Here is a 14,179-nt window from a genome sequence, read left to right on the forward strand (position 1 = left end):
CGGAATCCCTACCTTTTTTCAGTTTCCAAGCGTTCGTTCCATAAGTTTTTTTCCATGTCCTGCAAGCAAGTGGTCTGGTTGGATCGAGAGAGCTTTTGTAAACAGTTGCAGCGCTTTCTCGGCATGATCTTTATACGCATACGCCACTCCTAAATTATAGTAAGCATCCGCATGCTGATCATCTAAAGCGATCGTCTTCTCAAAGCAGCGCATCGCTTCATCGACAAACTCGAGCTGGGCGAAGCATAGCCCGAGTTGAAAAAGCGCCTCCACATCGTTCTCATTCAATTCAGATGCGCGCTGCAAATACGGAAGAGCAAGTCGCGGCTCTTCTAGAAATATAAGCGACATTCCGAGCATGAAAAACACATCGCCGTCATCAAGTCCTTTTTGAACCGCTTTTTCAAACATGTCTTTCGCCTGTGCAAACTGCTGGCGGTTATAGTAGAGGGAACCAAGCCCATAGTATGCCGTCGCCGCCTCCTCATCTAACTCAAGCGCCTTTTTAAAAAAACGGATTGCTTTCTCTTCTTCCCCTACAGCTGACAACACATTCCCAAAGTTGATGTAGCCAACCGGATCGTTCGGATTTGTCTCGATCGCCTCATGAAAACATTTGACGGCTTCCTCGTACTTTCCTTCTTGCATATATTGAATGCCAAGCGTATTTTTGTTGTCCATATTTTCATCTCCTCTATTTTGTCATATATAAAACCCCAACTCTTTAAAGAGTTGAGGTTTTCATTTATCCAACATACGTCAGCTTTTCGCCGCCGCGAAACACTTCGTCAATCGTTCCGCCGCCGAGACATTCCTCGCCGTTATAAAAGACGACCGCTTGTCCAGGCGTTACAGCACGAACTGGATGGTCAAACACGACGCGAACCGTTTGCTCGTCGATGATATGGACAGTCACCCCATTATCCGGCTGACGGTAACGGAACTTTGCTGTACACTTGAGTGGCTCCGTTGGCACATGGTTCGATACCCAGTTGACGTTCGTGGCGATAATCGAATCTGAATACAACAGCTCATTATCAAACCCTTGAGCAACATATAAAATGTTCTCTCTCACGTTTTTGCCTACAACAAACCAAGGCTCGCCGCTACCGCCGATGCCAAGGCCATGCCGCTGACCGATCGTATAGTACATCACGCCATCGTGCTTGCCTTTTACTTCACCATCGAGCGTTCGCATTTCCCCAGGCTGCGCCGGCAAGTAGTTACTTAAAAATTGCTTAAAATCCCGCTCGCCGATAAAGCAAATACCTGTGCTATCTTTTTTATTAGCGGTGGCGAGTCCCGCTTCCTTCGCGATTTGACGCACTTGCGCTTTTTCAAGCTCCCCAAGCGGAAACATCGTTTTTGCTAACTGCGCTTGTCCTAACTGATTTAAAAAATATGTTTGATCTTTATTTTGATCGACGCCGCGTAGCATTTTATACTCGCCATCCTCGTATGCCACTCGCGCATAATGCCCTGTCGCCAAATAGTCGGCGCCAAGCGACATGGCATGCTCTAAAAACGCTTTAAATTTAATCTCTTTGTTGCACATCACATCCGGATTCGGCGTGCGCCCTGCCTTGTATTCATCCAAAAAATACGTAAATACTTTATCCCAATACTGCTTTTCAAAATTGACGGCATAATACGGAATACCGATTTGATTGCAGACGCGCATCACATCTTCGTAATCTTCCGTCGCTGTGCACACTCCATTTTCATCCGTGTCATCCCAGTTTTTCATAAAAATCCCGATGACATCATACCCTTGTTGTTTTAAAAGGAGCGCAGCCACCGATGAGTCAACACCGCCGGACATGCCAACGACGACGCGCGTATCTTTCGGAGCTTTGTTCATCGCTCTCACCTCCGTTATTCGCTTGTCAGTCTCCTTACAATTTTCACTGTTTCATACGCTGCTTTTTCAATTTGTTCTTCCGTATTGCCAAGGCCAAAGCTAAAACGAATCGAAGAGCGAACGCGCTTCGAATCTTTCCCAAACATCGCGACAAGGACGTGTGACGGATCGATCGACCCAGCGGTGCATGCCGACCCGCTTGAAGCGGCGATACCCGCTAAATCGAGATTCACAAGCATCGACTCTACATTCGTTCCCGGAAACGCGACATTGAGCACGTGCGGAAGCGCATCGTCCATATCGCCGTTTACTATATACGAAATGCTTTCATTGTCGAAAATGTTTAGCATTATTTTTTTAAAAGAACGGTACAGAGCCGTTTTTTCCTCTATCGTTTGTTGTGCGATTTCCACGGCCTTTGCCATTCCGACAATGCCTGGGACGTTTTCTGTTCCAGCGCGCCGCTTTCGCTCTTGCTCCCCTCCGTGCGAGCGGGGCATCAGTTTGACTGTGTCCTTGGCATATAAAAAGCCGATACCTTTTGGTCCATTAATTTTATGAGCCGAAACCGAAAGCAAGTCGATGTGAAATTCCTTTACATCAATCGGAACGAGTCCATATGCCTGTACGGCATCTGTATGAAAAAGCGCTTGATGATCCTTTAGAATCTCCCCTATTTCTTTAATGGGCTGAAGAACGCCCGTTTCATTGTTGCCGTACATAATCGAAACGAGAATCGTATCATCGCGAAGCGCCTGCTGTAAATCATGAAGCGAAATTTGACCTTGTTCATTTACCGGGAGATAAGTAACGTGGAAGCCTTGTTTTTCAAGGTAATGGCATGTATGCAACACCGCGTGATGTTCAACGGCTGAAGTGATGATGTGCGCGCCTTTTTCACGGTTTGCCATCGCCACGCCGATTAATGCCAAATTATCCGCTTCTGTTCCACCGCTTGTAAAAATAATTTCATTCGCTTTTGCCCCGATGCTTCTCGCTATCGTCTCCCGCGCCTCATCGACCGCATGGCGGCTCTGTCTGCCGAAAAAATGAATGCTTGACGGGTTGCCAAACCACTCCGTCATAAACGGCACCATCCGTTCGACAACAGCGGGATGAACCGGCGACGTCGCCGCATGGTCTAAATAAATGCGTTCCAACGAAAAAATCTCCTTTCTAGCCGTTAAATATAAAACATATACGATTCTTCATCGCCGCTATATTTTGCCAAGTCTTCTAGCGTCGTACTGTCTAATACTTCCTGCACCGCATCGCGAATGCGAATCCATAGCTCGCGTTTCGCTGGTTCTTCTTCTTCGAGTCCTTCAACCGGACTAATCGGCCCTTCAAGCACCCGAATCACATCCCCAGATGTAATTTTCGCTGGGTGATCGGCTAACACGTAACCGCCATAGGCGCCGCGAATGCTTTTGACAAGCCCCGCATTTCGCAACGGCGAAATTAATTGCTCCAAATAATGCTCCGACAAATTGTGCGCCTGGGCGATCGATTTTAAGGAAATCGGACGATCCCCATATTTTTTAGCCAGTTCAATCATAATGGTTAATCCATATCGGCCTTTTGTTGAAATTTTCATCGTACTCCCCCTAACGACTTAACCCATTCGTTTCCATTTGAATCGTCATCATGCGTTTTGTCATTTTTTTGCAATGCGGCAAGGCGACACCAAATACCGACCCGATCGTCACGCTGAAAATAAGCGTACCAAGCGACACAGGACCTCCTAGCATCCAGCCGATTAAAAGAACAAACACTTCCATGACAATACGAATGTGTTGCACTTTCCATCCGGTCTTCTCCATTAACGCTAGCATCAAGCTGTCGCGCGGACCGGCTCCCATGTCCGCCGAAATGTAAAAGCCCATTCCATACCCAGTGATTATAATGCCTACAAGCAGCATCGAAAGTTTTCCGAAAAACGTATGTGGAGTTTGCAAAGATGGAATCAGCATATACATATCGATGAAGATGCCAACAAGCAACATATTAAGAAATGCCCCGATCTTGGGCCATTTTTTTGCAAGCAACGAAGAAACAGTTAGCACAACTATCCCGACAATAATGGACCATGTGCCGATCGTCAATCCGAATTGGCGATATAGCCCGATATGAAGCACATCCCACGGAGCGCTCCCCATATTGGCTTTAATCGTCAGCACAATGCCAAATGACATAATCAACAGTCCAACAAAATAAACGCTCCAGCGGAGTAGTGATCCTTTCATAAACACGCCCCATTACATGAAATATGAAACCTTTGTCATTATAACATACTTTTTTTCTTACTTCATTTCTTCCCGCTTAAATCACACAGTCTCGCATATACTCTTGCATAATATTTTTCTTCGCCGCTTTCTTTCGGAACGTAATATTGTGCACCGACTAATTCATTCGGCAAATATTGTTGCGCCACCCAGCTATTTGGGTAATCGTGCGGATATTGATACCCGATTCCATGGCCTAATACGCCCGCCCCTCGGTAATGCGCGTCCTTTAAATGGTTAGGAATCTCGCCAAGTTTCCCTTGGCGCACATCGCTGATCGCTTTATCAATGGCTTGGTAGGCGGAATTCGATTTTGCTGAGAGACATAATTCAATCGTCGCCGCCGCTAAAGGAATTCGCGCTTCAGGAAGCCCTAATCGTTCAGCAGCTTGGATCGCAGCGTTCACCTTGACTCCCATAAGAGGATTCGCCAAACCGATATCTTCATACGCAATAACGAGAAGACGACGGCAAACCGCTGCTAAATCACCGCCTTCTAACAGCCTCGCCAAATAATGCAGCGCCGCATCAGCATCGCTGCCGCGGATGCTTTTTTGAAAGGCAGATAACAGTGAATAATACATATCGCCATTTTTATCATGGGTAAATCCTTTCTTTTCTACGCAATCAAGCACTGTTTTCTCGTCAATGACGATGCGCCCATCCTTTGTTTCACAAGCATTCACAACTGCTTCTAAAGCGTTTAAAGCGGAACGCGCGTCTCCATTCGTGCTAGCAGCGATTATTCTAAGCAAGTTTTCGTCTATGTCAATCGCTAACGTCCCTAGTCCTCTTTCGGCATCGCGTAGTGCCCTATTTAAAAGAGTCATAATATCTTCAACGGTCAGCGGTTTAAGCTGCTTGATTTGTCCACACCGACTGCGAATGGCCGGATTCACTTCATGGAATGGATTTTCCGTAGTGGCTCCAATCAAGGTAATCAATCCGTTTTCAATGTTCGGCAGCAAATAGTCTTGTTGCGCTTTATTAAAGCGGTGAATCTCGTCTATAAATAGAATGACATTTCCAGTCATTTTTGCGGCCGCCACTACTTCCTCCATTTCTTTTTTCCCCGACATCGTCGCATTAAGGGCAAAAAACTCTCGCCTGGCTGTTCCGGCAATCGCATAGGCGAGCGACGTTTTTCCGACCCCTGGTTCTCCGTACAAAAGCATGGATGGAACGTAGCCGTTTTGAATCATTTTATATAATGCAGTCTTCGGTCCGATAATATGCTGTTGGCCGACAACCTCATCGAGCGTCCGCGGTCTCATACGAACAGATAAAGGCGGCTCGGAAAAAAGCATTCCCTTTCTCTCCTTTAAGCGTGTGAAATGAAAATAGAAAGCTCTCTGCCTAAAAACAGAGAACTTTTACATTCTAAAATAATAGTCAATCGTTTCCTTTAAATCGTTCCAAAGAGGAACGCGCGATCGCTCCAGATACAGCATAAGCGCCTCTACAATAAATTTGCGCGCTTCTTCTATCTGATTAAATTCCTGCTTCAGTGCCTGAAGCGAACCGATGATATCGCTTTCATTCTTTTTTGCTTCATCGAGCATTTCCATCATTTTTTCGATGCAGGCAATAACTTGTTCTCGCATTTCTTTTTTACTTGTTTTCGCAACACAAAGATAATCTTGCATCATCTCATCGTTCAATAACGGACTGTCTTTTGCCGTGAGGCTCTCGACAATGGCATCAAGGCGCTTGAGAACGAATGGAACAAGCTTAGAACATGGCAGTTCTTTTTGCTCGATCGCCATATAAAACATATATTCTTTCAGCATGCCGTTAAGCATTGTTGCACAATCGAGCGCGAAATGACGAATGCGCTCCCCGTATATATCAATAATTGCTTGACGATACCAGTTGATCGTTTTGGCGCGAATGCGGAACACAAGCTGATGGACCTCATCATTGACTTTCACTGCTTGCTCGCCCATGTGCATTCGCACTAGTTCTTTATGCCGAGCGAACTCTTCGACTTGGATAGAAAGCTGCTTTTCAAATTTGTCGCGCGGGGATAATGTGTGATCATTTGCGACTGCTTCCATCTTTCTAAACAATATTTCATAGTGATAGCGAAAAATCGAAATCGCAATCTCTTCTTTCGATTTGAAGTAATTATAAATCGAGCCTTTCGCCATACCGCTTTGCTCGGCAATTTCTTGCATCGACGTTGCATGGTATCCTTTTTGCGCAAACAGCTTCATCGCTGCTTGGATGATCGTTTCTCTTCTATTCAACGTTTTCTCCTTCCTTGCCTTGTATTATAAATTTTATTATACATAACTGAAATACGAAAATGAATGGTGAAAAGGGGATGTCTTTTAGATCGACATCCCCTTTCATTTATGCCTTTTTATCGGCCTTTGCTTGCCGAATGAAAAACAGTTCATACATCACCGGAATGATTACAAGCGTTAATAATGTCGACGATGTAAGGCCGCCGATGACAGTAATGGCTAATCCTTTAGAAATCAATGTTCCCGATGCTTTCGTCAACGCAAGCGGGATAAGCGCTGTAACCGTTGCGAACGCTGTCATCAAAATCGGGCGTAAACGCGTTTTTCCTGCTTCAACGAGCGCATCGCGAATCGCCATCCCTTTCTGCTCCCGATTTTGTCCGATTCGGTCGACTAGAACGATCGCATTTGTTGTGACAATGCCGATCAGCATTAATAGACCGATCATTACGCTTACCGACATTGGCTCATGAGCTAAATAGAGCCCTAGAAGCGAGCCGATTGGCACAAAAATCAATGATGATAAGATAATAAATGGAATTCGCGCTTTTCCGAACGTTACAAGCATCGTAATATAGACAAGGCCGATCGCCACGACCATCGCCAAACCGAGCTGCTGGAACGTCTCAACCGTTTCATCGCTTCCGCCGCCACCTTCAAATGAAACGCCTTTTGGCAGCTTAACCTCTTTTTTCACACTATTGACGACATCTTGCGTTACTTTTTGAATATTGTCCCCGACAATTTGTGCCGACACGCGGGCAAATACTTTGCCGTCTAGTTTTTGAATGGCGGTGTATGTCTCTACTTCTTTCACGTCGGCAATTTCCGATACAGGAACAAGGCCGCGCTTCGTGAAAATCGGCGTCTTTTTCAACGTGTCTACCGAATCAACGTCCTTATCGTACGACAATTGAACGGTTCGCTCAACGCCATCTAATGTGAGTGTTCCAACTTCGACCGGCTTCGTAGCATCCGTAATCGTGCCGAGCACTTGGAAGCCAGATACACCGTAAGCAGCCGCTTTTTCTGGATCGATTTGCACAACCACTTGCTTCTGTTGATCTGAGAAGTTGTTTGTCACATATTTTAAATCTTTCCGTTTATTCATGTAGTTTTCGACATCTTTTGCTGCTTTTTGCAATGCCGCTAGATTATTGGAATACAAATCGATATTAACATCATTGTTCGACGGCGGTCCGCCTGAACTCATTTCTTGCACTCCAAGCTTTGTGCCCGGCGCTTCCTTGTCGGTAATCTCCTTCATGTGCTTCTCAAGCTTTTTAATAAATGGAGCCACATCCGCTCCTTCTTTTAGGCTGATAAAGTAATTCGCCTGATTTGGCCGCTTCAATCCAGTGCGGAAGTCGCGGCTGCCGACTCCGGCGGTCACTTCTTTAATTTCCTCTTGCTCATTAAACATTTTTTCGATTTTTAACGAAACATCATTGGTTTTTTCAAGCGATGTGGAAGATGGCAATTCGATGCTTGCCACCAGTATTTTTTGTTCCTCGTTCGGCAGGAATGTAAATCCTAGCTTCGGAACGAGGGCAAATGAGCCGACAAGCAACACAATCGATACAACGAGAACAATCAACTTATGGTTCAATGACCAGTTGATCACACGGCCATAGAAATGTTGCAACGCTCCTTCTTTCTCTTCCGGCGGCACCTTTTTAAATGAAAATTTGGCTAAAATCGGCACGATCGTCACCGCTACAAGAAGCGACACAAAGAGAGAGAAAACAATCGTTAAGGCAAACGGCAAGAAAAATTCTCCCGTAATCCCGCCGACAAAACCGAGCGGTAAAAAGACAACGACGGTTGTAATGGTCGAGGACGTAATCGCCTTTAGAATCTCTTTTGTTGAATCTTGCACTAGCTCATCGGTCAGGCCTGTCTTGGACTTGCGGACGCGGCGGAAAATGTTTTCAATGACGACGATGCTATCGTCCACAACGCGGCCGACTGCCACCGCCATTCCACCGAGCGTCATGACGTTCAATGAAATGTCCATGCGGTTTAAGAAAATTGACGCTACCAATAGCGACAGCGGAATTGAAATAATCGCAATAATTGTAGCGCGCACATTCCGCAAAAAGACCAGCACGGCAATCGACGCAAACAGCGCCCCCAACAATCCTTCGCGAACAAGCGATTCGACAGATTTTTTAATTCCTTCGGCCGAATCAAAACCAATCGCATAATCAAACTCGTCTTTATGATCATTTAACACTTTAATAACTTGATCCGCCACTTCGACCGTATTGGCATCTTGCTTCTTCGTGACCGCCATTGACAAGGCGTCTTTCAAATTATAGCGCGTCACTTCCGGCTGATCCGTTACCGCTTCAATTTTGGCAATATCTTTTAATTTTAGCGGCGGAAGAGGACGGCTAGCCAAAGCAGGATTCGTTGAAGATGGCATTTGCGTCATTGGCGGTGTTAGCGTCATGTTTTCGAGCGCTTGAACTGTGTCCAGCTTTTCTTGAACGCGCACCGGAATTTGCAGCGTATCCGTGTTCACGTTTCCAGCAGGGAACGAAAGATATTTTTCATTAATTTGATCTTTAATTTGTGATAAGCTAAGCCCTGCTTGCGCCGCCTTTTGCTTATCAATTGTAATTTGTACGATTTCTTCCTTCATGCCGCCGACAGACACAGAGTTGATGCCGTTAATTTTATTTAGTTCTGGAATCACGTCCTGCTCTAATACCTTTTGTAAATCGACATCTTTTTTCGCGAATAATGAAATGTTAAAAATCGGGAATGTGCCGAATGAAAAGCGATTCACTTTCGTTTGGACATTGTCCGGCAGTTTCGTATCTTTAATTAACGTACTGACTTGCCTCTCGATTTCATCCATATCGGTATGAAACGGAAACTCAAGGTTGATGATGGAAATGCTCTCAAACGAAGAACTTTGCATTTTTTTGATTCCTTCAATCGCTTTGAATTTTTCTTCTAATTTCGAAGTGACTTGTTCGTTGATGTCTTCAGGTGAAGCCCCCGGATAGACAACTTCAATTGACAGCTGTGGAAACTCAATATTCGGTAGTAAATCCACTTTTAAAGAGGAAAATGAATATAATCCCCCTAAAATAAGGAGAAAAGAAATAATAAATACAGCTACCGCATTTTTTAAACTAAACTTCGTTAAAAAATTCATGCTCTCCGTCCTTTCTTCGGTAACATAAGAATGACTGTTCGTTTTTATAAAATTTGACCGAACGGTCGTCACAATATGTACTATAAATCATTTCACCACTCTTTTCAACTGCTGGCATCCGTAAAATAGAAAAACAGGGCCCGCCACACTTGCAAGCCCTGTTTCGTTCATTCTTCTCCGACACGAGCAATTTTTACATCCTTTAACAGTTCGCGCACAACATATGAAGCCATAATGAGCCCCGCCACCGACGGCACAAAGGCGTTTGATGAAGGAGGCATTTGCGCCTTGCGAATTGCCGATTGATCATTGCCGACCTCTTTGCGAACGTCCTCGCGAATAATGACTGGTTTTTCGTCGGAAAATACGACCGGAATTCCCTTGCGGATTCCTTCTTTTCGCAATTTTGTCCGAATGACTTTCGCAATTGGATCCGTATGCGTTTTTGAGATATCGGCAATCTGGAAGCGGGTCGGATCCATTTTATTTGCCGCCCCCATGCTCGAAATAATCGGAATATTGCGCTTTAAGCACTCTTTCATAAGGTGAATTTTGTACGTGATTGTATCCGAAGCATCGATGATAAAATCAAGGCCATAGCTGAAAAACTGCTCGTATGTTTCTTCTGTATAAAACATTTTTAAGGCAATGACTTCGCACTCGGGATTGATATCGGCGATTCGCTCTTTCATTAAATCGACTTTCGGACGTCCCACTGTTGAAAGAAGCGCGTGGATTTGGCGGTTAATATTTGTGATATCGACATCATCTTTATCAACTAATACGAGCCGTCCTACGCCGGAACGAGCGAGCGCTTCTACCGCAAACGAACCGACACCGCCGACCCCTAATACAGCAACTGTTGCCTTTTTTAGTTTTTCGAGCCCTTCTTTTCCAATCGCTAATTCATTACGCGAAAACTGATGTAGCATTAGTACCCTCCATACATTGTTTCATCGTTTTTGTATCGCTTTTATCCTACACAATATATATAAGTATTTCAATCGGATTTTTTAACCTGTTCGTAATTTGCGTGATTTATTACAAAAAACCCCTATGCAAAGAGCGTTCTTTACATAGGGGATTCATTCGAAATATACGATATTGCCATGTCCACAAGTCCCAATCGTGCCGTCGATGCCTTCGTTTTGATCCCGCTCCAGGCAGGTGGGTGCTCTGTTTCAAGGTTTGCACGTCCTCAAAAGAAGAGGCATGTACGCCGCTTGAAAACCCGAGCTCCCGTATAACATATTGTTCGGTCAAAACAATAGGTTATACGACGAACACATCAGGACTTATCGGTTTTGAGAGAATGATAACACATTTTTTAAACGTTTTCAAGAAGCAGACAAGGCGCAATTATTCATTTTTTTCCATATTTACAACTAAATGAAGCTCTTCAAGTTGCTTGTCGCTTACGGTGCTTGGTGCTTCTGTTAACAAGCAGCTTGCACTCGCCGTTTTTGGAAATGCGATTGTATCGCGAAGATTTGTACGTCCGGCCAAAAGCATTACAAGCCGGTCAAGCCCTAACGCAATGCCTCCGTGCGGCGGCGTTCCGTATTCAAACGCATCAAGCAGGAAGCCAAACTGTTTGCGCGCTTCCTCTTCACTCATTCCTAACGCTTTAAACATTTTTTCTTGCACATCGCGCTCAAAAATACGCAGCGACCCGCCGCCTAATTCATAGCCGTTTAATACAAGGTCATAGGCTTGCGCACGCACGTTGTCCGGCTCTGTTTCGAGTTTTGGCAAATCGTCACGCACCGGCATTGTAAACGGATGATGCGCTGCATAATAGCGATCTTCCTCCGCATCATACTCTAAAAGCGGCCAATCCGTAACCCAGAGGAAATGGAATTTCGTCTCGTCGATGAGCTGCAATTCTTTGCCCAGTTTCAAACGCAACGCACCGAGCGCATCGGCAACCACTTTTTTCGTATCAGCAACAAACAGCAACAAGTCTCCTGTCTCTGCCTCTAACGCTTGCTTGAATCCTGCTTGTTCTTTGTCTGTAAAGAATTTAGCAATTGGACCTTTCAACCCGTCTTCTTCCACTTTGAGCCATGCTAGCCCTTTCGCTCCGTAGCGGGCCACAAATTCCGTCAGCCCGTCAATATCTTTGCGGGAGTATTTTTCTGCTGCGCCTTTGACATTGATCGCTTTTACTTGCCCGCCGCTTTCAACCGCGCCAGCAAATACTTTAAAGCCGCAGCCTTTTACTTGTTCCGATAGATCGACAAGTTCCATGCCAAAGCGGGTGTCCGGTTTGTCTGAACCGTAGCGGCTCATTGCTTCATCATATGACATACGCGGAAACGGTAAAGCAACATCCATCCCCTTGGCAACTTTCATCACCCGTGCCATCATTCGCTCGACCATGTCCATAATATCTTCTTGACTCATAAAAGACGTTTCAATATCGACTTGCGTGAACTCCGGCTGACGGTCGGCCCGCAAATCTTCATCGCGGAAGCAACGGGCAATTTGATAATAACGTTCAAACCCGCTTACCATTAGCAGCTGTTTAAAAATTTGCGGCGATTGCGGCAGCGCATAAAATTCTCCTGGATGGACGCGGCTTGGTACTAAGTAGTCGCGGGCGCCCTCCGGTGTGCTTTTTGTTAAAATCGGCGTTTCGACTTCCAAAAATCCTTCTTCATCGAGGAAGTCGCGAATAGCCTTTGTCACTTGATGCCTCATTTTGAATGTCTGAAACATCACGGGACGGCGCAAATCTAAATAACGATACTTCAGACGCACGTCCTCAGCGACATCCGTGTCGTCGGAAATAATAAACGGAGGTGTTTTTGCCTCGCTTAAAATCGTCACTCGATCTACATGAACTTCAATTTTCCCCGTTGTTAAGTTCGGGTTTACTTGCCCCTCTTCACGGCGAACGACAACTCCTTCGACGTCTAATACATATTCATTGCGAATCGCTTCCGCCACACGCAACGCCTCTTCCGATACGTCCGGGCTGAAGACGATTTGCACAATTCCTGTCCGGTCGCGTAAGTCGATAAAAATGAGTCCGCCTAGATCGCGGCGTTTTTGCACCCATCCCTTTAATGTTACCTTTTCTCCAACGGCTTGCTCCGTAATCTCACCGCAGTAATACGTCCTGCCAAACATCGTAAAACTCCTCCTATTCTAACGCTTTCTTCACGTATTGTACAAACTCATTAAGCGGCACTTCTGTTTGCTCGCCTGTCGCCATGTTTTTAAGGTTGATCACTTGATTTGCGAGCTCATCATCACCGAGAATCGCTACATATTTTGCATTGAGGCGATCGGCCGCTTTTAGCTGCGCCTTGACTTTCCGGTCTTGGTAATCTTTTTCGACAGAAAGGCCCGCTTGGCGCAATTGATTAACAAGGATCACCGATTCATCTTTCGCTTTTTCACCAAGTGCCACAATGAAACAATCGATTCCCTGTGATACAGGCAACGAAATTCCTTCCGCCTCAAGCGCCGCAAGCAATCGCTCAATGCTTAGGGCAAATCCAATTCCCGGAGTTTCCGGTCCGCCGATTTCTTCAACTAACCCATTGTAGCGTCCTCCGCCGCACAACGTTGTAATCGCTCCGAATCCTTCGGCATTGCTCATAATTTCAAAAGCCGTGTGATTGTAATAATCAAGCCCGCGAACAAGACGGGAATCCACTTCAAATTCCACGCCCAACTTCGTTAAGTATGCTTGTACTTTTTCAAAATAAGCGCGCGATTCATCGTTTAGATAATCTAGAATGGACGGAGCCGTAGCCATCAACTCGTGATCGCGGTCTTTTTTACAGTCCAAAATGCGCATCGGATTTTTTTCAAGGCGCGATTGGCAGTCTTCACAAAGCTCGCCGATTCTTGGTTTAAAGTGATCAATGAGCGCCTGACGATGCGCTTTTCGGCTCTCCACATCTCCAAGGCTATTAATCACAAGCTTTAACTTTTTCAATCCTAGCGAACGGTACATTTCCATTGCAAGTGCGACCACTTCTGCATCAATTGCTGGGTCATTGCTGCCAAGCGCTTCGACGCCAAATTGTACAAATTGGCGGAACCGTCCCGCCTGCGGCCGCTCGTAGCGAAACATCGGCCCCATGTAATACAATTTCACGGGCTGGTTCGGGTTTCCATACATTTTATTTTCTACAAAAGAGCGAACAACCGACGCGGTTCCTTCAGGACGAAGGGTAATGCTGCGACCGCCGCGGTCTTCAAACGTGTACATTTCTTTTTGCACGATGTCCGTTGTATCTCCAACGCTCCGCAAAAATAGTTCCGTATGTTCAAAAATAGGTGTACGGATTTCTTGGTAGTTGTAGCGGCGGCAAAGCTCCCTCGCCACTTGCTCGACATATTGCCATTTTTCAACTTCTCCCGGCAAAATATCTTGCGTTCCTCGCGGAATTTGAAACGACATGCTTCAGTCCTCCTATTTTTCTATGTAAAAATAAAAAACTCCCTTCCCTATGAAACATAGGGACGAGAGCGATTTTCCCGTGGTGCCACCCTAATTGAAGCTAACGAGCTTCCACTTTGTCCCGATAACGCCCGGTACGCGTCCTCCTCTACTAGCTTTCGCGTTCAAGGAGAAACCTACGGAGTGTTCATTCGT

General features: G+C 45.5%; 11 protein-coding genes, 1 other RNA gene and 1 other annotated feature (1 of these 13 running past the window's edge). All 12 genes read right to left on the reverse strand.

Annotated elements, in window-relative coordinates; genetic code table 11:
- Positions 1 to 18: 18 nt before the first annotated feature.
- The gene (locus tag N667_RS0101445; protein WP_027407910.1) at positions 19 to 681 is read right to left on the reverse strand and encodes a tetratricopeptide repeat protein; all 663 of its coding nucleotides are present in this window, start codon (positions 679 to 681) and stop codon (positions 19 to 21) included.
- Positions 682 to 745: 64 nt separating this feature from the next.
- Positions 746 to 1,861 (reverse strand): tRNA 2-thiouridine(34) synthase MnmA, encoded by a 1,116-nt coding sequence (gene mnmA, locus N667_RS0101450; protein WP_027407911.1) that lies wholly within the window; start codon positions 1,859 to 1,861, stop codon positions 746 to 748.
- 14 nt (positions 1,862 to 1,875) lie between these two features.
- Positions 1,876 to 3,021, reverse strand: coding sequence for a cysteine desulfurase family protein (locus N667_RS0101455; protein WP_027407912.1), 1,146 nt, complete (start codon positions 3,019 to 3,021; stop codon positions 1,876 to 1,878).
- A 23-nt stretch (positions 3,022 to 3,044) separates the two neighbouring features.
- A complete protein-coding gene (gene cymR / locus N667_RS0101460; RefSeq protein ID WP_027407913.1) occupies positions 3,045 to 3,458 on the reverse strand; it encodes a cysteine metabolism transcriptional regulator CymR in 414 nt (137 codons plus the stop codon).
- A 10-nt stretch (positions 3,459 to 3,468) separates the two neighbouring features.
- Positions 3,469 to 4,107, reverse strand: coding sequence for a YczE/YyaS/YitT family protein (locus tag N667_RS0101465; protein WP_027407914.1), 639 nt, complete (start codon positions 4,105 to 4,107; stop codon positions 3,469 to 3,471).
- 62 nt (positions 4,108 to 4,169) lie between these two features.
- Positions 4,170 to 5,453 carry a replication-associated recombination protein A gene (locus N667_RS0101470; RefSeq protein WP_027407915.1) on the reverse strand — a complete coding sequence of 428 codons (1,284 nt, stop codon included), beginning with the start codon at positions 5,451 to 5,453 and terminating at the stop codon, positions 4,170 to 4,172.
- Between the two features lie 66 nt (positions 5,454 to 5,519).
- Complete coding sequence (locus tag N667_RS0101475) at positions 5,520 to 6,395, reverse strand: TetR/AcrR family transcriptional regulator (RefSeq protein ID WP_027407916.1); 876 nt, start codon at positions 6,393 to 6,395, stop codon at positions 5,520 to 5,522.
- Between the two features lie 106 nt (positions 6,396 to 6,501).
- Positions 6,502 to 9,564, reverse strand: coding sequence for an efflux RND transporter permease subunit (locus tag N667_RS0101485; RefSeq protein WP_027407917.1), 3,063 nt, complete (start codon positions 9,562 to 9,564; stop codon positions 6,502 to 6,504).
- Between the two features lie 167 nt (positions 9,565 to 9,731).
- Positions 9,732 to 10,496, reverse strand: coding sequence for a ThiF family adenylyltransferase (locus N667_RS0101490; protein ID WP_027407918.1), 765 nt, complete (start codon positions 10,494 to 10,496; stop codon positions 9,732 to 9,734).
- 183 nt (positions 10,497 to 10,679) lie between these two features.
- Positions 10,680 to 10,862: non-coding RNA, 6S RNA (gene ssrS, locus N667_RS19260), on the reverse strand.
- Between the two features lie 61 nt (positions 10,863 to 10,923).
- Positions 10,924 to 12,699, reverse strand: a complete 1,776-nt coding sequence (gene aspS, locus N667_RS0101495; protein WP_027407919.1) for an aspartate--tRNA ligase — start codon at positions 12,697 to 12,699, stop codon at positions 10,924 to 10,926.
- Positions 12,700 to 12,712: 13 nt separating this feature from the next.
- Positions 12,713 to 13,984: a histidine--tRNA ligase gene (gene hisS / locus N667_RS0101500; protein ID WP_027407920.1), complete on the reverse strand. Its 1,272-nt coding sequence runs from the start codon at positions 13,982 to 13,984 to the stop codon at positions 12,713 to 12,715.
- A 55-nt stretch (positions 13,985 to 14,039) separates the two neighbouring features.
- Positions 14,040 to 14,179 (reverse strand) — a binding site (T-box leader); it runs 90 nt beyond the window's last position.

This window comes from Anoxybacillus tepidamans PS2, assembly GCF_000620165.1.
In the GTDB taxonomy this organism is placed as follows: Bacteria; Bacillota; Bacilli; order Bacillales; family Anoxybacillaceae; genus Anoxybacteroides; species Anoxybacteroides tepidamans_A.